The organism is Nocardia sp. NPDC051911 (assembly GCF_040681035.1).
GTDB lineage: Bacteria > Actinomycetota > Actinomycetes > Mycobacteriales > Mycobacteriaceae > Nocardia > Nocardia sichangensis.
Genome location: NZ_JBFAXY010000013.1, coordinates 58,568 through 81,811, shown reverse-complemented (window position 1 = coordinate 81,811; position 23,244 = coordinate 58,568). Strand labels below are relative to the sequence as shown.

The 23,244-nt window shown below is 65.2% G+C and carries 35 protein-coding genes and 1 pseudogene; 11 read left to right on the top strand and 25 right to left on the bottom strand.

Annotation, left to right across the window (positions count from 1 at the left end; all coding sequences use genetic code 11):
- Positions 1–37: 37 nt before the first annotated feature.
- The 3 genes from AB0L97_RS18285 to dtd form a co-directional block, all read right to left on the bottom strand.
- On the bottom strand, positions 38–538 hold the full coding sequence (locus AB0L97_RS18285; protein WP_364430812.1) for a YbaB/EbfC family nucleoid-associated protein: 501 nt from the start codon (positions 536–538) through the stop codon (positions 38–40).
- A gap of 18 nt (positions 539–556) precedes the next feature.
- Complete coding sequence (locus AB0L97_RS18280; RefSeq protein WP_356964778.1) at positions 557–880, bottom strand: hypothetical protein; 324 nt, start codon at positions 878–880, stop codon at positions 557–559.
- A 184-nt stretch (positions 881–1,064) separates the two neighbouring features.
- Positions 1,065–1,508: a D-aminoacyl-tRNA deacylase gene (gene dtd, locus AB0L97_RS18275; protein ID WP_355076151.1), complete on the bottom strand. Its 444-nt coding sequence runs from the start codon at positions 1,506–1,508 to the stop codon at positions 1,065–1,067.
- Positions 1,509–1,674: 166 nt separating this feature from the next.
- Between dtd and AB0L97_RS18270 the strand changes: the two genes are divergently transcribed.
- The 4 genes from AB0L97_RS18270 to AB0L97_RS18255 all read left to right on the top strand — a co-directional run bounded on the left by AB0L97_RS18270 (position 1,675) and on the right by AB0L97_RS18255 (position 5,266).
- Positions 1,675–3,198: a hypothetical protein gene (locus AB0L97_RS18270; protein WP_355076149.1), complete on the top strand. Its 1,524-nt coding sequence runs from the start codon at positions 1,675–1,677 to the stop codon at positions 3,196–3,198.
- Between the two features lie 347 nt (positions 3,199–3,545).
- Entirely contained in the window at positions 3,546–4,004 is a 459-nt protein-coding gene (locus AB0L97_RS18265) for a DNA-directed RNA polymerase subunit beta (RefSeq protein WP_356964781.1), read from the top strand.
- A complete protein-coding gene (locus AB0L97_RS18260; protein ID WP_355076145.1) occupies positions 4,001–4,432 on the top strand; it encodes a DUF4254 domain-containing protein in 432 nt (143 codons plus the stop codon). The genes AB0L97_RS18265 and AB0L97_RS18260 overlap by 4 nt, the downstream gene beginning before the upstream one ends.
- Before the next feature lie 36 nt (positions 4,433–4,468).
- Positions 4,469–5,266 carry a class I SAM-dependent methyltransferase gene (locus AB0L97_RS18255; RefSeq protein WP_364430804.1) on the top strand — a complete coding sequence of 266 codons (798 nt, stop codon included), beginning with the start codon at positions 4,469–4,471 and terminating at the stop codon, positions 5,264–5,266.
- Between the two features lie 433 nt (positions 5,267–5,699).
- Here AB0L97_RS18255 and map read toward each other — a convergent pair whose 3' ends face one another.
- The 9 genes from map to rpsH all read right to left on the bottom strand — a co-directional run bounded on the left by map (position 5,700) and on the right by rpsH (position 11,241).
- Positions 5,700–6,497, bottom strand: coding sequence for a type I methionyl aminopeptidase (gene map / locus AB0L97_RS18250; RefSeq protein ID WP_355076141.1), 798 nt, complete (start codon positions 6,495–6,497; stop codon positions 5,700–5,702).
- A 29-nt stretch (positions 6,498–6,526) separates the two neighbouring features.
- Complete coding sequence (locus tag AB0L97_RS18245) at positions 6,527–7,072, bottom strand: adenylate kinase (protein ID WP_355076139.1); 546 nt, start codon at positions 7,070–7,072, stop codon at positions 6,527–6,529.
- Entirely contained in the window at positions 7,069–8,391 is a 1,323-nt protein-coding gene (gene secY, locus AB0L97_RS18240) for a preprotein translocase subunit SecY (RefSeq protein WP_355076137.1), read from the bottom strand. The genes AB0L97_RS18245 and secY overlap by 4 nt, the downstream gene beginning before the upstream one ends.
- 172 nt (positions 8,392–8,563) lie before the next feature.
- Positions 8,564–9,007 carry a 50S ribosomal protein L15 gene (gene rplO, locus AB0L97_RS18235; RefSeq protein WP_039795561.1) on the bottom strand — a complete coding sequence of 148 codons (444 nt, stop codon included), beginning with the start codon at positions 9,005–9,007 and terminating at the stop codon, positions 8,564–8,566.
- Between the two features lies 1 nt (position 9,008).
- Positions 9,009–9,188: a 50S ribosomal protein L30 gene (rpmD, locus tag AB0L97_RS18230; RefSeq protein WP_039795559.1), complete on the bottom strand. Its 180-nt coding sequence runs from the start codon at positions 9,186–9,188 to the stop codon at positions 9,009–9,011.
- Positions 9,188–9,847 carry a 30S ribosomal protein S5 gene (gene rpsE, locus AB0L97_RS18225; RefSeq protein WP_039795557.1) on the bottom strand — a complete coding sequence of 220 codons (660 nt, stop codon included), beginning with the start codon at positions 9,845–9,847 and terminating at the stop codon, positions 9,188–9,190. Before rpsE ends, rpmD begins: the two co-directional genes overlap by 1 nt.
- Positions 9,848–9,878: 31 nt before the next feature.
- A complete protein-coding gene (gene rplR / locus AB0L97_RS18220; protein ID WP_355076134.1) occupies positions 9,879–10,286 on the bottom strand; it encodes a 50S ribosomal protein L18 in 408 nt (135 codons plus the stop codon).
- Positions 10,287–10,288: 2 nt separating this feature from the next.
- The gene (gene rplF / locus AB0L97_RS18215; protein ID WP_356964784.1) at positions 10,289–10,828 is read right to left on the bottom strand and encodes a 50S ribosomal protein L6; all 540 of its coding nucleotides are present in this window, start codon (positions 10,826–10,828) and stop codon (positions 10,289–10,291) included.
- Between the two features lie 14 nt (positions 10,829–10,842).
- A complete protein-coding gene (rpsH, locus tag AB0L97_RS18210) occupies positions 10,843–11,241 on the bottom strand; it encodes a 30S ribosomal protein S8 (protein WP_039795549.1) in 399 nt (132 codons plus the stop codon).
- Positions 11,242–11,524: 283 nt separating this feature from the next.
- Here rpsH and AB0L97_RS18205 point away from each other — a divergent pair, with 283 nt between their 5' ends.
- From AB0L97_RS18205 to AB0L97_RS18185, 5 genes are all read left to right on the top strand, one after another.
- The gene (locus AB0L97_RS18205; RefSeq protein ID WP_364430794.1) at positions 11,525–12,181 is read left to right on the top strand and encodes a Uma2 family endonuclease; all 657 of its coding nucleotides are present in this window, start codon (positions 11,525–11,527) and stop codon (positions 12,179–12,181) included.
- Between the two features lie 123 nt (positions 12,182–12,304).
- Positions 12,305–12,631: a helix-turn-helix domain-containing protein gene (locus tag AB0L97_RS18200; RefSeq protein ID WP_364430791.1), complete on the top strand. Its 327-nt coding sequence runs from the start codon at positions 12,305–12,307 to the stop codon at positions 12,629–12,631.
- Between the two features lie 151 nt (positions 12,632–12,782).
- Positions 12,783–12,986, top strand: a complete 204-nt coding sequence (locus AB0L97_RS18195) for a hypothetical protein (protein ID WP_364430788.1) — start codon at positions 12,783–12,785, stop codon at positions 12,984–12,986.
- Between the two features lie 450 nt (positions 12,987–13,436).
- The gene (locus AB0L97_RS18190) at positions 13,437–14,336 is read left to right on the top strand and encodes a helix-turn-helix transcriptional regulator (protein WP_364430785.1); all 900 of its coding nucleotides are present in this window, start codon (positions 13,437–13,439) and stop codon (positions 14,334–14,336) included.
- Positions 14,326–14,532, top strand: a complete 207-nt coding sequence (locus AB0L97_RS18185) for a DUF397 domain-containing protein (RefSeq protein WP_355076118.1) — start codon at positions 14,326–14,328, stop codon at positions 14,530–14,532. The genes AB0L97_RS18190 and AB0L97_RS18185 overlap by 11 nt, the downstream gene beginning before the upstream one ends.
- A 144-nt stretch (positions 14,533–14,676) precedes the next feature.
- Here AB0L97_RS18185 and AB0L97_RS18180 read toward each other — a convergent pair whose 3' ends face one another.
- The 6 genes and pseudogenes from AB0L97_RS18180 to rpsN form a co-directional block, all read right to left on the bottom strand.
- On the bottom strand, positions 14,677–15,090 hold the full coding sequence (locus tag AB0L97_RS18180; RefSeq protein ID WP_364430781.1) for a hypothetical protein: 414 nt from the start codon (positions 15,088–15,090) through the stop codon (positions 14,677–14,679).
- Positions 15,091–15,155: 65 nt separating this feature from the next.
- On the bottom strand, positions 15,156–15,539 hold the full coding sequence (locus tag AB0L97_RS18175) for a hypothetical protein (RefSeq protein WP_364430778.1): 384 nt from the start codon (positions 15,537–15,539) through the stop codon (positions 15,156–15,158).
- The gene (locus AB0L97_RS18170; protein WP_364430775.1) at positions 15,536–16,822 is read right to left on the bottom strand and encodes a hypothetical protein; all 1,287 of its coding nucleotides are present in this window, start codon (positions 16,820–16,822) and stop codon (positions 15,536–15,538) included. The genes AB0L97_RS18175 and AB0L97_RS18170 overlap by 4 nt, the downstream gene beginning before the upstream one ends.
- Complete coding sequence (locus AB0L97_RS18165) at positions 16,819–17,118, bottom strand: WXG100 family type VII secretion target (protein ID WP_364430772.1); 300 nt, start codon at positions 17,116–17,118, stop codon at positions 16,819–16,821. The genes AB0L97_RS18170 and AB0L97_RS18165 overlap by 4 nt, the downstream gene beginning before the upstream one ends.
- A 10-nt stretch (positions 17,119–17,128) precedes the next feature.
- Positions 17,129–17,443, bottom strand: coding sequence for a WXG100 family type VII secretion target (locus AB0L97_RS18160; protein ID WP_356964808.1), 315 nt, complete (start codon positions 17,441–17,443; stop codon positions 17,129–17,131).
- Between the two features lie 218 nt (positions 17,444–17,661).
- A pseudogene (gene rpsN / locus AB0L97_RS18155) lies at positions 17,662–17,763 on the bottom strand (30S ribosomal protein S14); the annotation flags it as partial.
- Positions 17,764–17,879: 116 nt separating this feature from the next.
- Between rpsN and AB0L97_RS18150 the strand changes: the two are divergent.
- Positions 17,880–18,698, top strand: a complete 819-nt coding sequence (locus AB0L97_RS18150; RefSeq protein ID WP_364430768.1) for an alpha/beta hydrolase — start codon at positions 17,880–17,882, stop codon at positions 18,696–18,698.
- A gap of 97 nt (positions 18,699–18,795) precedes the next feature.
- On the opposite strand, the gene AB0L97_RS18145 is transcribed toward AB0L97_RS18150, so the two are convergent.
- Positions 18,796–18,921, bottom strand: coding sequence for a hypothetical protein (locus tag AB0L97_RS18145; RefSeq protein WP_364430765.1), 126 nt, complete (start codon positions 18,919–18,921; stop codon positions 18,796–18,798).
- 92 nt (positions 18,922–19,013) lie between these two features.
- Positions 19,014–19,952, bottom strand: coding sequence for an AraC family transcriptional regulator (locus tag AB0L97_RS18140; RefSeq protein WP_364430762.1), 939 nt, complete (start codon positions 19,950–19,952; stop codon positions 19,014–19,016).
- A 132-nt stretch (positions 19,953–20,084) separates the two neighbouring features.
- Between AB0L97_RS18140 and AB0L97_RS18135 the strand changes: the two genes are divergently transcribed.
- On the top strand, positions 20,085–20,777 hold the full coding sequence (locus AB0L97_RS18135) for an NAD(P)H oxidoreductase (protein WP_364430759.1): 693 nt from the start codon (positions 20,085–20,087) through the stop codon (positions 20,775–20,777).
- A 269-nt stretch (positions 20,778–21,046) separates the two neighbouring features.
- On the opposite strand, the gene AB0L97_RS18130 is transcribed toward AB0L97_RS18135, so the two are convergent.
- The 5 genes from AB0L97_RS18130 to rplN all read right to left on the bottom strand — a co-directional run bounded on the left by AB0L97_RS18130 (position 21,047) and on the right by rplN (position 23,194).
- Positions 21,047–21,604 carry a Uma2 family endonuclease gene (locus AB0L97_RS18130; RefSeq protein ID WP_364430756.1) on the bottom strand — a complete coding sequence of 186 codons (558 nt, stop codon included), beginning with the start codon at positions 21,602–21,604 and terminating at the stop codon, positions 21,047–21,049.
- Between the two features lie 147 nt (positions 21,605–21,751).
- Positions 21,752–21,937: a type Z 30S ribosomal protein S14 gene (locus AB0L97_RS18125; protein ID WP_014981705.1), complete on the bottom strand. Its 186-nt coding sequence runs from the start codon at positions 21,935–21,937 to the stop codon at positions 21,752–21,754.
- A 4-nt stretch (positions 21,938–21,941) separates the two neighbouring features.
- Positions 21,942–22,505 (bottom strand): 50S ribosomal protein L5, encoded by a 564-nt coding sequence (rplE, locus tag AB0L97_RS18120; RefSeq protein ID WP_355076098.1) that lies wholly within the window; start codon positions 22,503–22,505, stop codon positions 21,942–21,944.
- A gap of 1 nt (position 22,506) precedes the next feature.
- Entirely contained in the window at positions 22,507–22,824 is a 318-nt protein-coding gene (gene rplX / locus AB0L97_RS18115; RefSeq protein ID WP_039795507.1) for a 50S ribosomal protein L24, read from the bottom strand.
- Position 22,825: 1 nt separating this feature from the next.
- A complete protein-coding gene (gene rplN, locus AB0L97_RS18110) occupies positions 22,826–23,194 on the bottom strand; it encodes a 50S ribosomal protein L14 (RefSeq protein WP_039795505.1) in 369 nt (122 codons plus the stop codon).
- Positions 23,195–23,244: the final 50 nt, after the last annotated feature.

Below are 23,244 nucleotides of genomic sequence, written 5' to 3'. Positions count from 1 at the left end.
GCTCAGCTACCTCGACGGCCCGGTGCGGCCACCGAGGTCACCAGCTGGAATCGGTGACCGATCCACCACGATCGCGTTCTACCGTCTCGGTATCGGTGAAGCGCATGCCGCTGCCGTCGGAGAACCCCCTGCGCTCCCGCGCGTTCGGCGGCGCCGTCGGAGCCGGGACGGGTTCCGGAGCGCGCACCTCGGGCATGCCCTCGACCAGATCGGACAGCTTCGGCATCCGGGCCCGATGAGTGTCCAAGGGAGCCATCAGATCCCGTGTCTTGCGGGCCACGTCGGCACTGGCCAGCTGCGCGGCCTCGGTGACCGCCTTGGCGATCTCGGCATGGCTGAGGTCCTCGATATTGGGCCCGAACTGGGTATCGATCACCGTGTTGTCGGCGTTCACGACCACCGTCACCCGCTTGCCGCGCACCGTCGCGCGGCCGGTCAGTTCGGCGCGCTCCTGCTGCAACCGTGCGATGATCCGCATCTGTTCTTGGACGCCGTCGAGGATGTCGGCCAAGTCCGCCTTGGCTTGCTCGTTCGTCATCGGTCGGTGAACCCCGGGTCAGCGGATGCCGTCGCGGTTGCCGTGCTCCATGTCGCGCAGCAGATTCGCGGTCTTCGTCTGTCCTTTGCTGAAGTTCTCGAACGTGCCCGCCATGTTTCGTGCGCCCTTGATCAGGTTGTCCCTGGTCGTGGTGTAACCGCCCGAGCCGTCCGGGCCGTTGGCGAAGTTACGGCCGATACTGTCGTTGCCCCAGCAGTTCCCCCGCGCCGCGATCGACGTGCTCAATCTGTCTATGATGCCGGTGATCCGGTCCTGGACATGCCCCGTCTTCTGGGCCGCCTTGCGGAACAGATGCTCATCGAATTCGACATTGTCCGCCATCGCGTCCGCTCCTCCACCCTCGAGTCCTTCCCACCCACGGTAACAGCGGATGACTAATCACCAGTGACGTCAACGTGAACGGGAAATTCCTCGATGTTTGCGGGCAGACTTCGTGCCCAGGTCGAGCGAGGCGCGGATCACCAGATGCGCTCGGAGCCCCCAATTTTCGGGGCAAGACAACAGCTCACAGCTCCACCATAAGGGTGACCGGACCGTCGTTCACCAGGTCGATGTGCATGTGCGCGCCGAACCGCCCGGTGGCCACGGTTGCGCCGAGTTCGCGCAACGCCTCCGCGAAGTGCTCGACGAGTGGTTCGGCGACAGCGCCGGGCGCGGCCGCCGACCACGACGGACGCCTGCCCTTCTTCGTGTCCGCGTACAGCGTGAACTGGCTGACCACCAGAATCGGCGCGCCGAGGTCCGCGGCCGAGCGCTCCCCGTCGAGGATGCGCAACCGCCACACCTTGTCGGCCAATGCCCGCGCGGTCGCCTCGGTGTCGGAGTGCGTCACGCCGACCAGGGCGACCAGGCCGTGCGGGAGGCCGTCGACCACCGGATCGATCCTTCCGACGACCTGCTCGCCGACCGTCACCCGGGCCGATCTCACGCGCTGTAGAAGGGCTCGCACAACCCTCGATCATGCCTTCCGCCATCGCGTCGGCCGCCGCGCGGGTCGCCGACCGCCGAACGACCCGGTCTGCCTGGCGGGATACAGGTGCGCGCGGGCGGCAAGCGTGACAAACTCGGTGCGCAGAAGAATGTGTTGCGCGGTTGCCGCGCGTTGGCGGAGGATCATGCTGGAAACGAGGAGCGCGATGGATCTGGACGCGATGGAGCGTCAGATCGCGGCGGATCGGTATGCGGCCCTCGACCGGACGGTCGAATCCGAATTGCGCTTGGCCACCTCGCTCGGCGAACTCGCCAAGGGGCTGATCGCCACCAAGAACAACGGCTCGACGCGCGACCGCACAAGGGAAGCGCTGGCGCCCGCCGAAGAAGCGGTGGCGATCCGCCTGCGCCTGCTGTCCAGGGGCCAAGTGCTCACCGCCCGTCTGGCCGGGGAATTGAACGACGCGCTGCGCTCCTTCGAGCAGGCGGCACGGCACAGCGGGCGCAGGGAACTGGCCACCACGACGATCCGGCGCGCCTGTGACGTCTACCGGCAAGTGGCTCGGGCGCATCCGGAAGTCGCGGGCCCGTGCGCCGACGGCCTGTCCAAGTGCGGTGTCTGGCTGGGCAGGCTGGACCAGGACGCCGCCGTGGCCGCGACCGAGGAGGCGGCCCGCATCCGCGCCGGCCTGGCCGCGGCGAACCCGGAGTTGTCCGGCAAGTACCTGGCCAGCTTGAGCACGCTGCTGCGCACGCTCATGGTCGGCCGGTCGCGCAAGCAGGCCATCGCCATGTACCGGGAGCGGTACGCCGCGTTCACCTCCACCACCATGTCGATCCGGTTGCGCGCCTGCGGCATCCAGGACCTGGATCTCACTCCCAAGTCGCACCGGGCGCTGGTCGAACTGGGCTGCCGCACCCTGGAGGGAGCCGGACGGCTCACCCAGCAGCAGATCATGTTCAAATCCTCCGGCGACCTGTCGACCGTCGAGGAGATCAACTGGAAGCTGGCTCTCGTCGGCCTGCGACCGCTCGCGCCGGGCACCGAGCAGGATCAGCCGTCGACGCCGGTCCAGATCGGCTCCACCTTCGGCGCGCTCAGCGTCTACGTGCCGGAACGGGACGCCATCGCCCAGGTGCGCGCCGCGATCATCGCGGCCTACGCCGTCGACGACGCCTATCCCCTCGACCGCGACAGCTATCTCGGTACGACCGAGTCGAAGTGGAAGATCCGCGAGCCGAAGCTGAACACCTCCGCCACCCTCGGCGACGACATCGTGCTGATCGACCAGCCCTACGGCGGCTGGGTGACGGTCATGAGCCTGAACTGGGAACTCACCCCGGTGGCGAAACATCCACTGGCACTGCGCCTCTCCCAGGACTGGCCGGTCGCGGCGATCACGGTCACGGAGGACGTGGCCTACGAGTTGTGCTGGTACGAGCGCGGTACGGCCACCCAGTACGCCGCGCTCGGCCGTCCTGCCGGGCAGGCCCCCCTCGACAAACCGCTCGCGCCACTCGATTTCGAGACGCTGGCGTTGTACAACCCCGACCGGGCGACGGAGAGCAAGCTGCGCGCGGCCTTCGGCAACACGAAGGTGTTCGCCAACCTCACCTACCTGCCGGACTGCGGCCTGCGCCAGATCAGTGTCGACACGCCATTGTCCGAGCACGGCGACCGCGTGCTGTACTTCCGCACGACACCCTGAGGCGCGCTGCCGCGGTATCGATTTGCGGCAAGGTAGCGCACCCGTCAGCGACGGCGCTGAACAAAACTACCCGCGTTCTCGCCCCGCATCTGCACAGGTCGCTTGACCAGGAATTACGTACGCCGAGTTGAACGCGGGGCATCCCCGCGCACCCTACCGGTAACCACACCCGCCGGTAACCGGCGGGCGAACGAATTTCTCGAGAACTAATTGAACGGAATGTTTGATCCGCTCCATGGAGTGCTCTACTGAGACAACGCCCGCACGATGAACCGGATCACAGCACTGGTGCCGCAGCGCCGTCCGGGCGGCTTGGAAAAAGTCACACGAAGCTACCCGAGGGCCCTATGGACCAACTGGCGTTGGCGGATACCCCGACCGCCCGATGCGCCTACTATCGACACACCTGCGACCTGCCCGCCGGAGTCCATCCGGAGATAGGCCGAATCGTCCTCCGCGCCGGATTCGTCGGCGCGATCACGATGCCCGCCGCGTTGGGGCAGAAAGTTCGCGACGATCTCACCCATCGCCGAATAGCGTTGGGCCCGATCGTCTCTCACGTTCGGTCCAAACGGTGGACCTTCCTCACCCGCCCCGACTTACCCGACGACGTCCGGCTGTTCGCGGAACTGTTCCGTCTCAACGTCTCCATCGTGCCCTCCGGCGGTGAGATCGCACTGCCGTCTCCCGCCGTGGCCGACGCCGACTATCGGCACTGGATCGTGGCTCCCGAGAACGGTTTCCGTCCCTCCGGCTCGTCCATCATCGACACCGTACGGTCCTGCACGAGAACGGCCGGGCGATGACCACCGGGGCGGTTCTTCCGGCGAAACATCAAGTGCTGCAAGCCTGCCGAGGCGAGATGCACGAGAGCAATCCGATGCTGCGCTGCGCACACGAACTCACCACGTTGCACGAACGCAGGCTCAGCGCGGGACCCGAATCACTCGGCGAGATAGACGCGTTGCGTGCGAGCCTGATTCACGACATCGATCGCTGGATCACCACGCAATTGCCGCCCGCCCACGGCGCGGCGCACGTGCACACCGAGACCGTCGGCGCCGTGATCGATCGCCTGGCCCAGTTCACCGCGAACGCCTACGCGGCGCTGGCCAGCAGTTCGGAATGGGATCTGTGGGACGCCTGGCAGCGCTTGGCCGAACTGGCCGTCGGCTACGACGACCTGGCCGCCGAGGTCTGCGCGGGCGTCCGGAGACTTCCCGGCGCATCTTAGGTTCCGTCGCGGCTCCCCATCCGTAGAGTGAAACGGATGGGGAGTCCGGACGACTACGAAGAAAAGCTCGCCTTGCACACCAGAAGGGCGAGTTCGTTCGGCGCACATGCCGTCGCGTACGCCGAACACCGTCCCGATTATCCCGCCGCGGCCATCCGCTGGGCGCTGGCCTCCGTCGCCCACCGGCGACCGTTGACCGTCCTCGATCTCGGCGCCGGAACCGGCAAGCTGACCGAGGGTCTGCTCGAAGTAGGCGCCACCGTGATCGCCGTCGAACCGGACGAGCACATGCGCGCCGAACTCGCCCGCCGATTCCCGGACGTCGCCGCCCACGCCGGTACGGCCGAAGCCATTCCGCTCGCGGACGATTCGGTGGACGCGATCGTCGCGGGGCAGGCTTTCCACTGGTTCGACTTGGACCGTGCCTATCCGGAGTTCCTCCGAGTGCTGCGGCCCGGCGGCGTTCTCGCTGCCTTGTGGAACACCGACGACAGCTCCGTGGAGTGGGTCGCGGGGCTGAAAAAGGTGGCCGGGTCCAGCGTATCCACGCCCCTGCCGCCGAGCGAACAAGTGGCGCTACCCGACCACCCGCTGTTCCGCCGGCACGTGTTCGAGCGGTCGACCTTCCCGCACCGACATCGGCGCACCGCAGAGTCCCTGACCGCGACCATCGGTACGCAATCGCACACGGTGGTGATCTCCCCCGACGAGCGGACCGAGGTGCTCGCCCGGACCAGGGCCTATCTGCTGGCGAGGCCGGAGACGGCCGAAGGCGAATTCGATCTGCCGATAGTCACTTTGGTGCTGCGAACGACTCTGCGCCGCGCGGATTGAACGGCTACTTACGCACACGAAATAGCCAGGCCACAGCGTTGCCCGCCCCGTCGCGGTGTCCACGGAGCAGGCCGGATAGCGGCGAACTGCGGCGTGCGCCAAGCCGATTCGAGTAGCGGTCTACTCGGGTCACCGGCTACTGCCCCGCCATACGCTGACGGCATCGTTCAGAACAGTTCGAAACCAAGGAGAAAGTAACCGTTCCACCCCGCACGGGCACCGACCGGCCCACCGCTTCGGCTCGACGCGAAGGACGCGGGTGCAAGGAACGACGTCACCGATCCAGCGAACGCTGGGTATCGCCCGGTGGCGTGTCGGCGCATGGTGCCTGCACGCGGAGAAGCGGCGAGAGCGACCAGGAATCCTGGCGTCGGTGCGGCTCGTTTCCTCGCCGCGCAGTGTCACCGAACCGGACCCGTCCGACGGCCGTGCACTACTCCGGACGCAACGTCAAGATCCGGGGTCCGTCCTCCGTGACGGCGACCGTGTGCTCCCAATGTGCCGCACGACTGCCGTCCACGGTGACCACGGTCCAGTCGTCGTCGAGCACCTTCGTCTGGGTGGTACCGAGCGTGAGCATCGGCTCGATCGCGAGCACCGATCCCACCACGAGCTTCGGGCCCTTACCGGGCTCGCCTTCGTTGGCGAGGAACGGATCGAGGTGCATCTCGCGCCCGATGGCATGCCCACCGTAGCCGTCGACGATGCCGTAGCCGCGCCCGTGCTCCTTCTCGGCAGCACGGGTGCCCAGCTCGATGGCGTGCGAGACGTCGGTCAGCCGGTTACCGGGCAACATCGCCGCGATACCGGCCTCCATCGACGACTTGGTCGCCTCGCTGAGCAACCGATCGGCCTCGATGATGGTGCCGACGCCGAAGGTCCAGGCCGAATCGCCGTGCCAGCCGTCGAGAATCGCGCCGCAGTCGATGGACACCAGGTCGCCCTCGGCGAGAATCTCCCCCGCCGTCGGAATCCCGTGCACCACGCGGTCGTTCACCGATGCGCAGATGGACGCCGGGAAGCCGTGGTAGCCCTTGAAGGAGGGCACCGCGCCCGCGTCCCGGATCACCTGCTCGGCGACCTCGTCCAGTTCCGCGGTGGACACGCCGGGCTTGGCGGCCGCGCGCACGGCCACCAGAGCGCGGCCGACGATCGCGCCCGCCGCCGCCATGGCGTCCAGTTCGCCTGCCGTCCGGAACGGCACGACCTTCTTCTTGCGGTTGAAGACCATCCGCCCTCAGCGCTCCATCGCGAGTCGGCTCAGTGGCCCAGCGCGCGCAGCGCCCGCGCGTTGACGTCGTCGACCTCGCCGACGCCGTCCACCGAGACGACCAGGCCGTCGTAGTGGTCCAGCAGCGGCTCGGTCTCCTCGCGGTACACCCGCAGCCGGTTGCGGATCACGCTCTCGTTGTCGTCGGCGCGGCCGCGCGCGAGCATCCGCTCGACAACGGTGTCCTCGGGGACGACGAAGCGCAGCACCGCGTCGAGCGTGGTGTTCATGTGCTTGAGGATCTTCTCCAGCGCGTCGGCCTGGTCGACCGTGCGCGGGTAGCCGTCGAGGACGAAGCCGTTGGCGGCGTCGGGCTCGTTGACCCGCGCCTCCACCATGCGGTTGGTCACGTCGCTGGGCACCAGGTCGCCCGCGTCCATGTACTTCTGCGCCTCGCGACCCAGCGGGGTCTGCTGGCTGATATTCGCGCGGAACAGGTCCCCGGTGGAGATGTGCGGAACGCCCAGCTTCTCCGACAGCAGGACGGCCTGGGTGCCTTTACCGGCGCCCGGCGGACCGAGCAGTACAACTCTCACTTGAGGAACCCTTCGTAATTTCGATTCATCAGCTGGCTCTCGATCTGCTTCACGGTGTCCAAACCGACGCTCACCATGATCAGCACCGCGGTACCGCCGAACGGAAGGTTCTGGGTACCGCCGGAGGCGCCGATGTCGAGGAACAGGTTCGGCAGCACCGCTACCAGACCGAGATAGATCGAGCCGGGGAGGGTGATACGGCTCAGGACGAAGTTGAGGTAGTCGGCCGTCGGCTTACCGGGCCGGTAGCCCGGGATGAAGCCGCCGAACTTCTTCATCTCGTCGGCGCGCTCCTCCGGGTTGAAGGTGATCGCGACGTAGAAGTAGGTGAAGAACACGATCAAGCTGAAGTAGATCGCGATGTACACCGGGTTGCCGGGATTCACCAGGTATTTCTGGATGATCTCCTGCCACCAGCTCGGATTCTGGTTGTTCTGCGACCCCGTCAGCTGCGCCACCAGGTTCGGCAGGTACAGCAGCGACGAGGCGAAGATGACCGGGATCACGCCCGCCTGGTTCACCTTCAACGGCAGGTAGGTCGAGGAGCCGCCGTACATCTTCCGGCCGACCACGCGCTTGGCGTATTGGACCGGGATCCGGCGCTGGCCCTGCTCGACGAAGATCACGGCGGTGATGATCGCCAGCGCGGCGACACACACCAGTCCGAAGACCAGACCGCCCCGGCTGTCCAGGATCGCCTTGCCCTCGCTCGGGATGCGGGCGGCGATACCCGAGAAGATCAGCAGGGACATACCGTTGCCGATGCCGCGCTCGGTGATCTGCTCGCCGAACCACATCACCAGCGCCGCGCCCGCGGTCATCACGAGCACGATGATGATCATGCCGAAGATGCTGGTGTCGGCCAGGATGTCCTTCTGGCAGCCCTGCAGCAGCTGGCGGCGGGCCGCGAGCGCGACCAGGCCGGTGGCCTGCAGGATCGCGAGGGCGATCGACAGGTATCTGGTGTACTGCGTCATCTTGGTCTGGCCGGATTGGCCTTCCTTGCGCAGTTCCTCGAACCGCGGGATGACGACCGTGAGCAGCTGGATGATGATGCTCGCGGTGATGTAGGGCATGATGCCGATCGCGAAGACCGACAGCTGCAACAGCGCACCACCGGAGAACAGGTTGATCAGCTGGTAGATGCCGCCGGACTCACCGCCCGAGACCAGGTCGATGCACTCCTGGACCGCCTTGTAGTCGACGCCGGGGGATGGCAGCGAGGCACCCAGCCGGTACAACGCGATCAACCCCAGCGTGAAGAGAATCTTCCGCCGTAAGTCCGGAGTCCGGAAGGCCGATACGAAGGCGGAAAGCACTGATCCTCCTGGCGAACGACATGGTCATGACATGGATGTTCAGCGATGTCCCTGCTCGACATAGAAGGGACGCCGAAAACCACGACGAGGCTTGGCAGACAACAATTGAACTCTAACAGTGGCACCGGACGAGCTCTCCACTCGTCCGGCGCCGCTGTAATGCAGAGTACCGTCAGCCCAGCTCGGTGACGGTGCCACCGGCGGCGGTGATCTTCTCCTTCGCCGCGCCGGTGACCTTGTCCGCGGTCACCTGGACCGCGACGCCGATCTCACCATCGCCCAGGACCTTGACCAGCTGGTTCTTGCGAACCGCACCGGCCGCCACGAGCTCGGCCTTGCCGACCTCGCCGCCCTCGGGGAACAGCTTCGCGATCTTGCCGACGTTCACGACCTGGTATTCCGTGCGGAACGGGTTCGTGAAGCCCTTGAGCTTGGGCAGCCGCATGTGGATCGGCATCTGCCCACCCTCGAAGGCGGCCGGGACGTTCTTGCGCGCCTTGGTGCCCTTGGTACCACGGCCCGCCGTCTTGCCCTTGGAGCCCTCACCGCGACCCACACGGATCTTCTCGGTCTTGGCGCCGGGAGCCGGACGCAGGTGATGCAACTTGATGGTCATGTCAGACCTCCTCAACGGTCACGAGGTGGCGCACGACGTTGATCAGCCCGCGGTTCTGGGCGTTGTCCTCGCGGACCACGGTCTTGCGGATACCGCGCAGACCGAGGGTCCGAAGACTGTCCCGCTGATTCTTCTTGGCGCCGATCGAACTCTTGATCTGGGTCACCTTGAGATCTGCCATTACTTGACACCTCCGGCAGCCTGAGCGCGCGCACGCAGCATGCCGGCAGGGGCGACGTCCTCGAGCGGCAGGCCACGGCGAGCCGCGACCTCTTCCGGACGCTGCAGCTGCTTGAGGGCAGTGACAGTCGCGTGCACGACGTTGATGGCGTTGTCGCTACCGAGCGACTTCGCCAGAATGTCGTGGATACCGGCGCACTCCAGCACGGCACGAGCCGCGCCACCGGCGATCACACCGGTACCCGGCGAGGCCGGACGCAGCATGACCACACCGGCGGCCGCCTCACCCTGAACCGGGTGCGTGATGGTGGAGCCGATCATCGGGACGCGGAAGAAGTTCTTGCGAGCCTCTTCGACACCCTTCTGGATGGCGGCGGGAACTTCCTTGGCCTTGCCGTAGCCGACGCCGACCAGGCCGTTGCCGTCACCGACGATCACGAGGGCGGTGAAGCTGAAGCGCCGACCACCCTTCACGACCTTGGAGACGCGGTTGATCGCGACGACCCGCTCGAGCTGGTTCTTCTCCGCGGCGTTGTCGCGACGGTCGCCACCGCCCCGACGGTCGCCGCCACCGCGACGATCGCCGCGGCCGCCCTCGGGGGCGCTGCCATTCTGTCCGGCGGGTCCGCTTCCGCCGTCACGCCTCTGACGTCCCGGCATCAGACGTTCCTTCCGTTCTTGTTATCGATCATCAGAATTTCAACCCACCTTCGCGAGCGGCATCGGCCAGTGCGGCGATCCGGCCGTGGTAGTCGTGCCCACCACGGTCGAACACGACGGCCTCGACACCGGCGGCCTTGGCACGCTCGGCCAGCAGGGCGCCGACCTTCTTGCTCTTGGCCGACTTGTCGCCGTCCACCGCGCGCACGTCGGCCTCGATGGTCGAGGCGGCGGCGATGGTCTTGCCGACCGAGTCGTCGACCAGCTGCGCGTGCAGGTGGCGCGAGGAGCGGTTGACCACCAGGCGCGGACGCTCGGTGGTACCCGCGAGCTTCTTGCGCAGGCGGAAGTGACGGCGCGTCTTCGACAGACGGCGCTGCGTCGACACGTCCTTGCCCAGGGGGATGCGCTTGGCCTTCTGGTTTTCGGTTTGCGCCATGATCACTTACCCGTCTTTCCGACCTTGCGGCGAACGACCTCGCCGGCGTAGCGGATGCCCTTGCCCTTGTACGGGTCGGGCTTGCGCAGGCCGTGGATGACCGCCGAAATCTGGCCGACCTTCTGCTTGTCGATTCCGGACACGGAGAACTTGGTGGGCGACTCCACCGCGAACGTGATCCCCTCGGGGGCCTCGATCGGCACCGGGTGGCTGTAGCCGAGGGCGAACTCGAGGTTCTGGCCCTTCAGCGCCACGCGGTAACCGACGCCGAAGATTTCCATCTTCTTCTCGTAGCCCTGGGTCACGCCGACGACCATGTTCGACACCAGAGTGCGGGTCAGGCCGTGCAGTGCGCGGCTGCGGCGCTCGTCGTCCGGACGGGCGACCTCGAGCTGGCCGTCCTCGCCCTTGGCGACGGTGATCGGCTCGGCGACGGTGAGCGACAGGGTGCCCTTGGGCCCCTTCACCGAGATGTCCTGGCCGTCGATGGTGATGTCGACGCCAGCGGGGATTGCGATGGGCTTCTTACCAATACGCGACATTGTCCTGACCTCCCTTACCAGACGTAAGCGAGGACTTCGCCGCCCACGCCCTGCTTGGCCGCCTGCTTGTCGGTCAGCAGGCCGGAGGACGTGGAGATGATCGCCACGCCGAGGCCGCCGAGCACCTTGGGCAGGTTGGTGGATTTCGCGTACACGCGCAGACCGGGCTTGGAGACGCGGCGCACGCCTGCGAGGCTGCGCTCACGGCTCGGGCCGTACTTGAGGTCGACGATGAGCGTCTTGCCCACCTGTGCGTCCTCGGTCCGGTAGTCGGCGATGTAACCCTCGCGCTTGAGGATCTCGGCGATGTTCGCCTTGAGCTTCGAGTGCGGAGCCTTCACCTGATCGTGGTACGCCGAGTTGGCGTTGCGCAGACGTGTCAGGAAGTCTGCGATCGGATCAGTCATGGTCATGGTTCGACCTAGACACCTTTCTCGCCGCGGTTCCCATACAGCGCAGCCATGCACATCGGCATGCCCAGCGGTGGGCCTACGACAATTCGGATGGTCCGGCCGACCCTTGCCGACCGGAGGAGGTTCGATCGCCCGAGCGCACGCATGCGGACATGGAGGTGCCCAGGCAACCGCTCTAGTGTAGGCAAGGGGTTCACCTGGGCAAAATCGGGGTCTGCGAGGTGCCCGCTTCGCTGGACTCATGACCAGCGGAAACAGCCCGTGACCGGGCTAACATGAAGCCATGGCAAGTCCGAGCACCGAACGACCGGACCTCCCCGAGTACATGACGTGGGAGGAGCTCGAGCAGCTGCCCGAAGAAATCGCCGGGCAGATCGAACTGTGGGATGGGCGTGTCGTCTGGCTACGACGGGGGCCTGCCGAACATCAGGCGTTCACATTCGCGCTGACCAGCGCCCTGAAGCGAAGCGCTCGCGAAGGCATGGCGAAGCAGCCCGAGCGCTGCTGGCGCGTCGACTTCGAAACCAATGTGTTCTTCGGCCAGGCCGGAAAATCCGACTTCGTGACACCCGATTTTCTCGTCTATCGCTGCCTGGATGCTCCTTATCAAGACATCCGAGCCGACGACGTCCTGCTGGTCGGCGAGGTCCTTTCTCCGTCGAACACCCAGACCGACATGTACGCCAAGCAGGCGCGTTATGCCAGGGCAGGCATCCCCATGTACTGGGAGGTGACGCTGGAACGCGAGAGGAGTGCCATCGAGATGGTCCGCGCTTTCGCGCTGGAGACGACCCACGGCAAGCTGCTTCCGCCCGGCGTGCACCCCTTGCACACGGCCAACTACCTCGTAACGGACGAGTGGTCCCCGAAGAACTCCGATGCCATCACCATCGAATTCCCGTTCCCGATCCACATCCCCTGGTCGGAGCTGGAGTTCTGACCGCGCCGCCTACCGCGAGGAGGCCGAGGGCAAACCCGCTATCGAGATGCGAAGAATATGCGAGGCCGAACACGGCCCCACCCACGACGAGTTCCTTCGCACTATCGAGAAGGAAGAGCTGTGATGCCCCACAGTCGATGGCAGACGGGTAGCGACCAAGGGCTGACCGAGCCCGAGGCCGTCAGCGAAGTGCTTCATGAAATCAGACTGGCCATGGAACTCGCCGCCGCCGTATGCAACCGTCGCACGGAGCTCGGACTCACCCAAGCGGAACTCGCCGACCGGGCGGGACTGACGCAGGCGAAGATCTCCCGGATCGAGGGATCCGACGCCGTCCCCACCCTTCCGCTGCTGACAAAGCTGGCACGAGCCCTGGACGCTTCGCTGCACATCACCATCGACGCCGACGACGCACGCGTCAGCTTCACACCGCACACCAGCGCGGCGTAGCGCTCGCTGCGCCCGGCTTCCGGCGTTCGTCCCCTCGCACAGAGCCGAAATGAACCGCCTCCCATATGGCTCGCGACAGCTTCGCGCACACCTCTGCCACAGTGTGCATATGCCTCTCGAGCGAATCACGGTCCACGCTGATACTGCCGACTTGGCCGTCATCGAGGACGCGGCAATGCGGACGGGCGTCAGCAGTGCGGATATCCTTCGCGACGCTATTCACCTGGCCGCGATGCGGGTCCGCCGATCGCGGCCGCTACGCCTGAATCGTTTCGCCAGCGGCGATCCCACACTCGCCGAACGCGTCGACGACATCCTCGCCGGTGACCTCGATTGCAACCCGGACCGCCGATGACACGCGGCGTCCGCGAGTGGCACACCACTGCGTCATCGGCCGAGTAAGCCTCTCGACGGTGTGCCACTCGCGGCCCCGTCGCACGGGGTGAGAGCCGGGACCGTGATGCGGCCGGTGTGCGGGTCCACACCTGCGGCGAGTCCGCCGATACGGCGATAGAACGCGCACCTGGTGGTGGGAGTGTCTCGAAAGGAGCCTTCCTGCATGTGTTCCCCTGCCGTCGAATGAGTCGGAAGCGCGCCTAGAGCGAATTGCTCGCCACTTCGAACCGACAAAGCCCTGTTCAGCGGCCCGGCGCAGGCACAGCACACCAGCCGGGCACCGCCCGCTTCGGCCTGATTCGCGTATTCCCGACAACTTCTCCGAAAGCCCTGGACAGCAGGGAATTCTGCGGTATCAATGGATGCAGTTCAGACCGTGTGCTGGATTCATTCACCTGGGGGAAAGCCGATGACCGAAGTCGAGTCGCCGACGCTGCTGCGCCGCCAGCTCGGCAGATTTCTGCGCGAAGCGCGCGAGGGCTGCGGACTGACGATCGCCGTCGCCGCGAAGGAAGTTCAACTCAGCTTCAACGGGTTACAACGCCTGGAGACCGGACGCGCGGTGAAGCCGCGCCGCCAGGACGTACGCGAACTGTGCATGCTGTACGAGGTGAAGGCCGAGCAGACCGAACAGGCGGTGGGGCTGGCGTCGCGCGCGGCTACGGCGCGCGACGAGGACGGCATCACTCCGCTCGGCGGACTGTTCTCGGATGCCTTCAACATGTACGTCGGCATGGAGCGGTCGGCCCAGCGGTTGACGTCATACGAGGTCCAGGTGCCTGGACTGCTACAGACCGCTGACTATGCCCGAGCCTTGATCGGCGCGTTTCTGCACGACGGCTCTCCCGAGGAAATCGAACACCGCGTGCGGGTCCGCCTCAATAGGCAGGTGGCTGTCACCCGAAAGACCCGCCCCGTCGACCTTCACGTGCTTCTAGATGAAGCAGCGTTGTACCGGATGGTCGGCGGACCGAAGGTGATGGCCAACCAACATCGCTACCTGGCCGATGTCAGCACTCGGCCCAACGTCACGCTGCGCATCCACCCATATTCGGCCGGATACACACGCGGCATCCTGCATGGCTCGTTTGTTCTCTTGGACTTCGGCACCAACAGCAAGGGATCGCCGATCGAACCCCCAGTCGTCTATCTAGACGGCGGGATGAGTAGCGATCTCTATCTCGAAAGACCAGAAATAGTCGAGCGTTACACTGAAATGGCCGAAGCCATCCGCCATACGGCGCTGGACGAGAAGACCTCGCGAGACCTGCTCCGCCGGGTAGCAAGGAGTTATGACGGTGACCGCTGACCTATCCGAAGCCCGCTGGTTCAAGAGCAGCCACAGCGCCTCCAACGGCCAGTGCGTAGAGATCGCCCACCTGAACGACGGCACGATCGGCATGCGTGACTCCAAGAACCCGACCGGCCCCGCCCTGACGTTCACCCCCACCGCCTGGGACACCTTCCTGTCCGCAACCAAACACGGCGAATTCACCCACAGCTGAGGACTTTCGACCCCGGCGGCACCCCGCCGCCGGACTCAGCACCTCCCCGCCCCACCAACTCCCCGGCCGACACCCGCGAGTGGCACACGGCTGCGGCAAAACGCGAGTAGACCTCTCGGTGGTGTGCCACTCACGGGGACCACCTCACGCATGCAAGTAGGGATCGTCCGCCCAAGGATCACCGTAGTTCTCGTACGGATCGCCCAGCTCCCGCAACCGCCGTCTGCCGCTCTCGGTTATCCGCGCCCTGAAGATCTCGCTGGAGCCGATCTCGCTATCAGCAATACTCAGATACCCAGGCACCCCGTTATAGCCATCCGAAATCCGCCTGACCGCTTCCTTTGTACCGACATTCCAGGGCTCCCACCCCCTTCCGCCCCCAGGGAAGGCGCCGAACTCGATATATCCCTCGTTAGCCAATTCTTCGACAACACGCAGCACATATGTGCGCGAATATTCTTCCGCTGCGATTTTCTCGACCGTCCCGTCGAACTCGCCGATCGGGGCCCAATCGTCCGCGACATTGCAGAGAAGAAAGTTTTCCAACTTCTCGATCACGGAGAATATGCCTTCAATACCTTAGCACCAGCTCCGAACTTCATGTCTATCCACGCGAACGTAGACTACGGCTTCTCCGAAAACTCGAACTGTGGATCGTCGTTGCTCCAGATTCGCACCTTTCCCCAATCGCCCTCCATGTAATACATCCCGTCAGTGCTGGTCAACACATCCACGTTTCCCAAATCTTCCGAGCCTGAAGCATCCTTATACTTCTGAAAAGATCGCTCTAGCCATTCGACGCGGCTCACTTTCACGAAAACGAGGTTGCCACGGACGTAGCAATGCTGCTCCCGGGCGCCGGGGGCGCGATACCTCGGGTGCTCGGGCGTCAGCACCGCCTCGAGGACGAACACGACTTCGGTAGGCCGCTCGATGACATCGAGGACGTAGCTATCCTCGAGGTACAGATTTGAAAGGACTGGATAGTCCGAGTAGTCTCGCGTCACGGCAAATCCATATCTATCGGTGTGTGATTGTCTGGACTCTTACGAGTGACAGGATTACCATATGGATCGGTCCGCTGGCCCGTAGCGTCTCGGATTTCGACGTGCGGACTTTCACTTCCCGGCGTCCTGCCACTCCCCCTCTTGATGGTGATACGCACGATCCCATTCTCATCCGTGTACTTGATAGGACCATTCTCGGTTCGCGACCGTACCCATCCTTGACTCTGTGCATAGTCCTCGAGTTCGCTCGCTTTGGGAGTCCTGTTTCGGAAAAGCTCATCTAGAGTGCGAGGTCTCGAGGAGCCACTCGGACGATCAATCTTCTTACGCAACCGGTCGCGCAGGTCGGTGACGACTTTCCTGGCCTTGACTGCGGCGTCCTTCGCCTCCTGGCGGATCCCCGCGATCTGTAACGCCTTGCGGGCTCGCCAGGCGATGATGCCGTCTTTGATCTTCCCGGCCCATCTCCGCACCGTGTCCAGAGACTTGGCGGCGGTGACCGCTCCCGCCCCGAAGCTGATCAGCGAAAGGCCGATGGTGATAGCGGCGTCGATGGCGAGCTCCTGGACGAGAGAATTCAAGAAGCCCTTGATCTCGTCGCGGAGTTCCGTCAGCGCATCCTTATAGGCGATGCAGGACTGGCTGATCTGGGTGCACGAGGTCAGTAGTTGGTCGATGGAACCGGCCAGGGATTTGAGGTCGTCTCGGATGTATCCCGCGTCGTCTGCGGTAACGCTGCCGAACAGGCTCGCCGCGATCGTGATCTTGTCGCGGGCGTTCGTGTTCTGGTAGATCGTGCCGAGGCGATCCCAGGCGTCGGCGGCCTTGGCGAGTTTTCCAGTGTCGCCGTCGGGAACGGGGATGCCGATGTGGCTGATGATATTGATGCCCTTGTCGACGATCCCTTGGCCAGGTCCACCAGCGGAAGCCGGGACCGAGAACGGGCCGAACACAGGCATTCCCGGGTCTGTTGGCCGGTCCGGCTGCGGTGCGCCCTTCATGGTTGCGTTGGCTTGCGCGTGCGTGAAGCCGATGTCGTTGAGGGCGCTGCCGTATGCGTACAGCGTGGAGTGGACGTCCTGGAAGAATCCCACCGCTTCGTAGGCGGAGGTGTTGTAGGAGCGTGCCCACTCCTGGCCGTTCTCGTCCACGCCCGCCATCGATCCGCATTCGGACAGCTCCGCGAGGATGTACAGAAAGCTGTCCCGCAGCGCGGATGCGGCGTCGAAGCAGTTGGTGGCCGCTTGGTAGTAAGCCTTCGGATCGACAGCCAGAGCCGTCATACCCCGAGGATCCTCAAGCCCTCGGCAACAGCTCCGGCATAGCCGTCGTGGGCGAGTTTCACGGCCTCCTCCAAAGCCGTGAGCCCTTCGGCGATGTCGGTGGCTCCCGCCAACCACTCGTCGTGCGCTTCCCGGTAGGCCACCATCGCCGCACCGGCCGACGCGGCGTCGACTTCCTTGACTTTCTGGTCGATCGCCGCCAGCTGATCGGCAAGCAACCCCGCGAAGCCTCGGATCCGGGCGGCCAAGTTCTCGAGTTTGTCGAGCTCGACCGAGAAGGCCTCTGCGTCGGACATGCGGTCCCCCTCAGGGCAGATCGAGCGAGCTGACGCCCGCCGCGAATGATTGATCGGCGCCGCGCACGGTGTCCGCGGTAATTCCCAGCTTCTCCGCCAGCTCGAACAGCGCATCCCACACCTGCACCGCCCCTTGATGGAACTCTTCCCACCCGGCCGTGAAAGCGCCTGCGTTGCTACCGGTCCAGCTCTCCAGCAAGTCGCGGACATCGGTCTCCAATGCCGAATACCCGTCCCGACACTGAGTGGCGACATCGAAGGCCAAGCGCCCCAAGGCTTTGACTGCATCGGTATCGACCGACAGCGATGGCTGCTCCCCGACCAACCCTCTGCCCCTCTGTCACCGAACAGTCCCACCGACAAAGTACTCCTGCCATAGCGACGGGAAAAGCGCTGCCCGACAATGCCGAACGCGAAAACGGCGCTCACCCGGCGTCGGAACACCGAACGACCGCTGCCCCAAACGCGAGCGAGGGCACGGACTCGTATGGAGTCCGTGCCCTCGCTCGCGATGCAGTTGGTGACGCTCAGCCGAGCGCCAGCTCACCAGGAGCTCTTGTGCACGCCCGGCAGCTCGTCGCGGCAGACGTGGCACAGGCCGAACTTGCGGTAGACCGTATGGGGGCGGCGGCAGCGCTGGCAGCGACCACATCGAGAAATCGGCGCTGCTCGTCGTGAAGCAGGGCACTTACCCGAGAGGTAATCGACTTCATTATCAAGACCCGAGATGATGATGGGGCAACCGAGGATTGGAGAAAACGATGCCCTACTTCGAATCGCACGACGGCACCACCCTGCACTACCAGGACTGGGGTACCGGACAGCCGGTGCTCTTCCTGGCCGGTGGCTGGTTGAGCAGCACTTCGTGGGAGCTGCAAATGCTGCCGCTGTCCAAGCAGGGCCTGCGGTGCCTGTCGTACGACCGGCGTGGACACGGCAAGTCGGACTGGGTCGGGCACGGGTACGACTACGACACGCTGGCCGCGGATCTGGCCGCATTCCTGGACCATCTCGATCTGCGCGACGTCACCGTGGTCGCGCATTCGATGGCGGGCGGTGAGATCGTCCGGTATCTGACCCGGTACGGCAGCGATCGGATCAGCCGGGTCGCGCTGGTATCGGTGACGATGCCGTATTTCGCGCAGGCCGAGGACAATCCGAACGGCGTGCCGAAGGCGGTCTTCGATGCGGTGGGCGCGGCCCGCGCCGCGGATCGGCCGCTGTGGATGGAACAGAACGCGCAGGCATTCTTCGCGACGCATCTGGGCAACCAGGTGTCTTCGGCGCGGATCGCGTGGATGGTGCAGAAGTGCATGGACTGTTCACTTCTCGCCGCGGACGAGATCATGAATACGATCTACCACGCCGACTTCCGCGACGAGTTGCGCGCACTCACTGTGCCCACGCTGGTCATCCACGGTGACGCCGACGCCTCGGCTCCCATCGACCTCTGCGGTCGGGTGATCAAGGATCTGATTCCCGGCAACACCTACAAGGAATACCCGGCGACCGGACACGGCATCATGATCTCGCACGCCACGCAGCTCAACGCCGACATCCTCGATTTCATCAAGGCATGAGGCGGTGCGGTAGCGGCGGATACTTGTCCTACCCCCGCCGCTACCACGCGACCCCCGACCAGTGCTTTCGGTACCGGCAGGTTGGCCGAGCCAGCGACTACCGAACCAGGTCGGCGAAGCTGATGTCGCCGAGCGCCATGTGTTCCAGGCGGACGAATCCGTCGCGGTGCAGTCGGTGCAGGCGGTACTCGGCGGCGTGGGCGTCGAGGCGAAATTCCCGCACCTCTTCGATGTGCGTCGACGATATCGGAAGTCTTCACTCGGCTCTGCCGATCCAGAACGCGCTGGAGTCGGTCTCGAAGCGGCGGAACCGGTTCACGCTCCGAGACCGGTGGTGGCAGCGCGGAAATCAGTGGGGCGGATACCTCGAAGTCGCTTGAACGCCGCGCTGAAACCGAAAGCGTCCGCATAGCCGACGGCCTTCGCCACCTGCGCCACGGTGAGACTCCGGTCAGCCAGCAGTTCCTCCGCCTCATCCATCCGGCATTCGGTGAGGTACGCCAGGGGCGACTGGCCCATGACCTCGGAGAACCGCCGTGCGAACAGCGCCCGGGATACCCCCGCCTCGGCGGCCAGCGACGCGACTGTCCAACCGGCGGAGGGCTTTCCGTGCATGGCCTCCAACGCCGGCCCGACCACCGGATCGGCCGGCCCTCTGTACCACCCCGGCGCGTCGGCGTCCAGTTCTTCGAACCAGTCGCGCAGCGTGCAGACCAGCGCCCAGTCGAGCAGCCGGTCCATCATCGCCTGCGCTCCGGCCGGACGCCGGGCGGCATCGGCGGCGATCGACTCCATCCACGCGCACACCTCCACGTCGTCGGTCACCACCAGGACGGGCGGTAGAGCACGCAGCAGACGTTCGTGGCGGCGGCCGGAAGCCCGATAGGCGCCGACGATCAGAGCGGTCTCACCGGTGAGGTCGTTCTCCCACCGACCGCCATCGAGCGCGGGATCGCATTTCGCGTCCGGCGCGAAGCAGGCGACCTCGTATTCCTCGTGCGGCAGGCCGACAGTATCGGCGCGGTCGACGAGAACGAACGGTTGCGGGCCGCGCACGATCGCGGTGTCCCCCATTGTGATCCGACGTTCCAGACCGCCCGGCAGCAGCAGTGTTCCCGCACCGCGTAGCACGGTGACCATGGTCAACGGCGCCTCGTCGGCGAACCGGATGCTCCACGGTGCTTCCAAGACCGCGGTGGTGAGCACAGCTCCCTCGGCGCGTATACCGCCCAGCAGTTTGCTCAGAGGATCCACACAGTCGAGTGTAGACGAACTCCTATCAAATGTAGATTTTCACCCATAGATCGTCCACTGCTCAGGGTATGGAATGGAAACCGGACCGAACAACCGATCGTCCGAATCTCCGGACCAACAGTGGAGGCCACCTTGCCGCACAACCCGACCGTGGACACCGCGATCACCCGCACCGCGCTGGTCGTCGTCGCCCATCCCCGGCCCGATTCGCTGACCGCCCATATCGCCGAACTGGCCATCCGGCGGCTCACCACGGACGGCTACCGGATCGACCTGCTGGACCTGCACGCCGAGAACTTCGATCCCCGGATGACCGCCGCCGACCTTCCGGAATGGGGCAACCGGGAGAAGGCCTACTCCCCCGAGGTCGAGAGCCATATGGGGCGCATCCTCGGCGCCGACGTGATCGTCGCAGTGTTCCCGGTGTACTGGATGCAGGTCCCGGCGATTCTGAAGGGCTGGATCGATCGGGTGTGGAACTACGGATTCGCCTACGGACGCAGCAAATCCCGGCTCGCGGGCAAGCGGATACTGTGGCTGGGACTGGCGGGCGTGGCAGACGACGACGCGCTCGTCGGACCCATGCAGGATGCGCTCAGCGCGCAACTCGACGACGGCATCGCCTACTACTGCGGGCTCGCGCGGTCATCGGTGGGATTGCTGCCCGGCGCGGAAGAGAAGCGGCAGCGCCTGGATGCCGCGGGCAACCTGCTACTCGACGAAGCCCTCACCGGCGCGGCGCGCGAAGCGCACTACGCGGAGTTGGAGAACCGGGCGCTGGGCTTCGTCGACGAATTCCTCGCCGCCGACCGGGTTTCGGCCTGATCCGGAGCCCGTCCGTAAACGCGGAGGCCGACATCCGCCCTCGCTGCTTCGAATGGCGGGCTTATCGACCCAACGGATGATCGCCGTCGGTAATCGCGCGGACCGAGGGAGCCTTTTCCGGCGTCCCGGCGGCGGTCCCTGGAGGGAAGATGCACGCCTGGCTTCCACGAACGCCCTGTCGCCGGTGGATCCACGGGATTGTCCGCGTGTTGCCACCCGGACGGTCCTGATAGGGCTCGAGGGACTAGGGCATCGAAATGAGCCGGCGACTACCGAACCAGGTCGGCGAAGCTGATGTCGCCGAGCACGACGTGTTCCAGGCGGACGAATCCGTCACGGTGCAGACGGTGCAGACGGTACTCGGCGGCGTGGGCGTCGAGGCGGAATTCCCGCACCTCTTCGATGTCGAACTTGGTGTCGAGGACAACGACCAAGTAGAGCGGAATGCCCGCGCGCGCGTACTGAACCTTCTTGTCCAATAGGTCTTCAGCCGCGGTGGATGGTGAAGACACCTCGACGATGATCAGTGCGTCAGCGGCTTCCGGCTTCGCTCCGCGCTCGGGCAAGCAGCGGTACACCGTCACATCCGGTCGGCGGAACGTGAACTTCGGTATCCGCCAGAGGACGACATCGATATCCATCTCGACGCGGATGCACGGTGCGGCGCTCGGTAATTCCTCCATCGAGCCTGCCAAACGGCGTGCCACGCGATTGTGCTCAGGAACCGGGGACTCGCAGACGATCACGTGTCCGTGCACAACCTCGATCTCACGCGCGACGCCTTCCGGCAGTTGACGGTACTGCTCCTCGGTCATCTCGTGCGGCAAGTGGTCTCCGGTGACTGGATCGTCATGCCCGAAGCCTACCTAGTCAACCGTGGCGAAATCATGATCAAGGATGCGAGCGAGGGCACGGACTCGCATGGAGTCCGTGCCCTCGCTCAGTGTTCAGTTGGTGACGCGCAGAGCGTCAGCTCACCAGGAGCTCTTGTGCACGCCCGGCAGCTCGCCGCGGTGCGCCATCTCGCGCAGGCACACGCGGCAGAGGCCGAACTTGCGGTAGACCGCGTGGGGGCGGCCGCAGCGCTGGCAGCGGGTGTAGGCGCGGACAGCGAACTTCGGCTTGGCGTTGGCCTTGTTGACCAGTGCTTTCTTAGCCATGTGCTCAGTTCTCCTTGAACGGGAAGCCGAGGTGCTTGAGCAGGGCACGGCCTTCTTCGTTGTTGGTCGCGGTGGTCACCACGGTGATGTCCATACCACGCGGACGGTCGATCCGGTCCACGTCGATCTCGTGGAACATTGACTGCTCGCTCAGGCCGAACGTGTAGTTGCCGTTGCCGTCGAACTGCTTCGGCGACAGGCCGCGGAAGTCGCGGATACGCGGCAGCGCGATGGAGACCAGGCGGTCGAGGAACTCCCACATGCGGTCGCCGCGCAGGGTGACCTTCGCGCCGATCGGCATGCCCTCACGCAGCTTGAACTGCGCGATGGACTTGGTCGCCTTGCGGATCTGCGGCTTCTGACCGGTGATCAGGGCCAGGTCCTCGACGGCGCCGTTGATCAGCTTCGCGTCGCGGGCGGCGTCGCCGACACCCATGTTGACGACGACCTTCACCACGCCCGGGATCTGCATCACGTTGGCGTAGGAGAATTCCTTGTTCAGCGCGTCCTTGATCTCTTCGCGGTAGCGCTGCTTCAGCCGGGGCTGCACTTTTTCGGTCGTGGTCATGTCAGATGTCCTTCCCGTTCTTACGGGAGATCCGGACCCGCTTGCCGCTCTCCTCGTCGGTCCGGTAGCCGACGCGGGCCGGCTTGCCGTCGGAGTCGACGACCATCACGTTGGAGACGTGGATGGGGGCTTCCTGGGTCACGATGCCGCCCGAGGAGGCGCCGCGCTGGTTGGCGGAGTTCGCGACGTGCTTCTTGATGCGGTTCACGCCCTCGACGAGAACCCGGTTCTCCTTCGGGTAGGCCTGGATGACCTTGCCCTTGGCACCCTTGTCCTTGCCCGAGATGACGAGCACGGTGTCGCCCTTGTGCACCTTCATGTCAGAGCACCTCCGGGGCCAGCGAGACGATCTTCATGAACTTCTTGTCGCGCAGCTCGCGGCCCACCGGGCCGAAGATGCGGGTGCCGCGCGGGTCGTTGTCCGCCTTGATGAGCACGGCCGCGTTCTCGTCGAACTTGATGTAGGAACCGTCCGGACGACGGCGCTCCTTGGTGGTGCGCACGACGACGGCCTTGACGACGTCACCCCGCTTCACGTTGCCGCCGGGGATGGCGTCCTTCACGGTAGCGACGATGATGTCGCCGATACCGGCATAGCGACGCGACGAACCGCCGAGAACGCGGATGCAAAGGATCTCCTTCGCGCCCGTGTTGTCGGCGACGCGCAGTCGCGACTCCTGCTGAATCACTTCAGCGTCCTCCTTGACCTGGACGTATGTGCACGCCGGATTGCCGACCC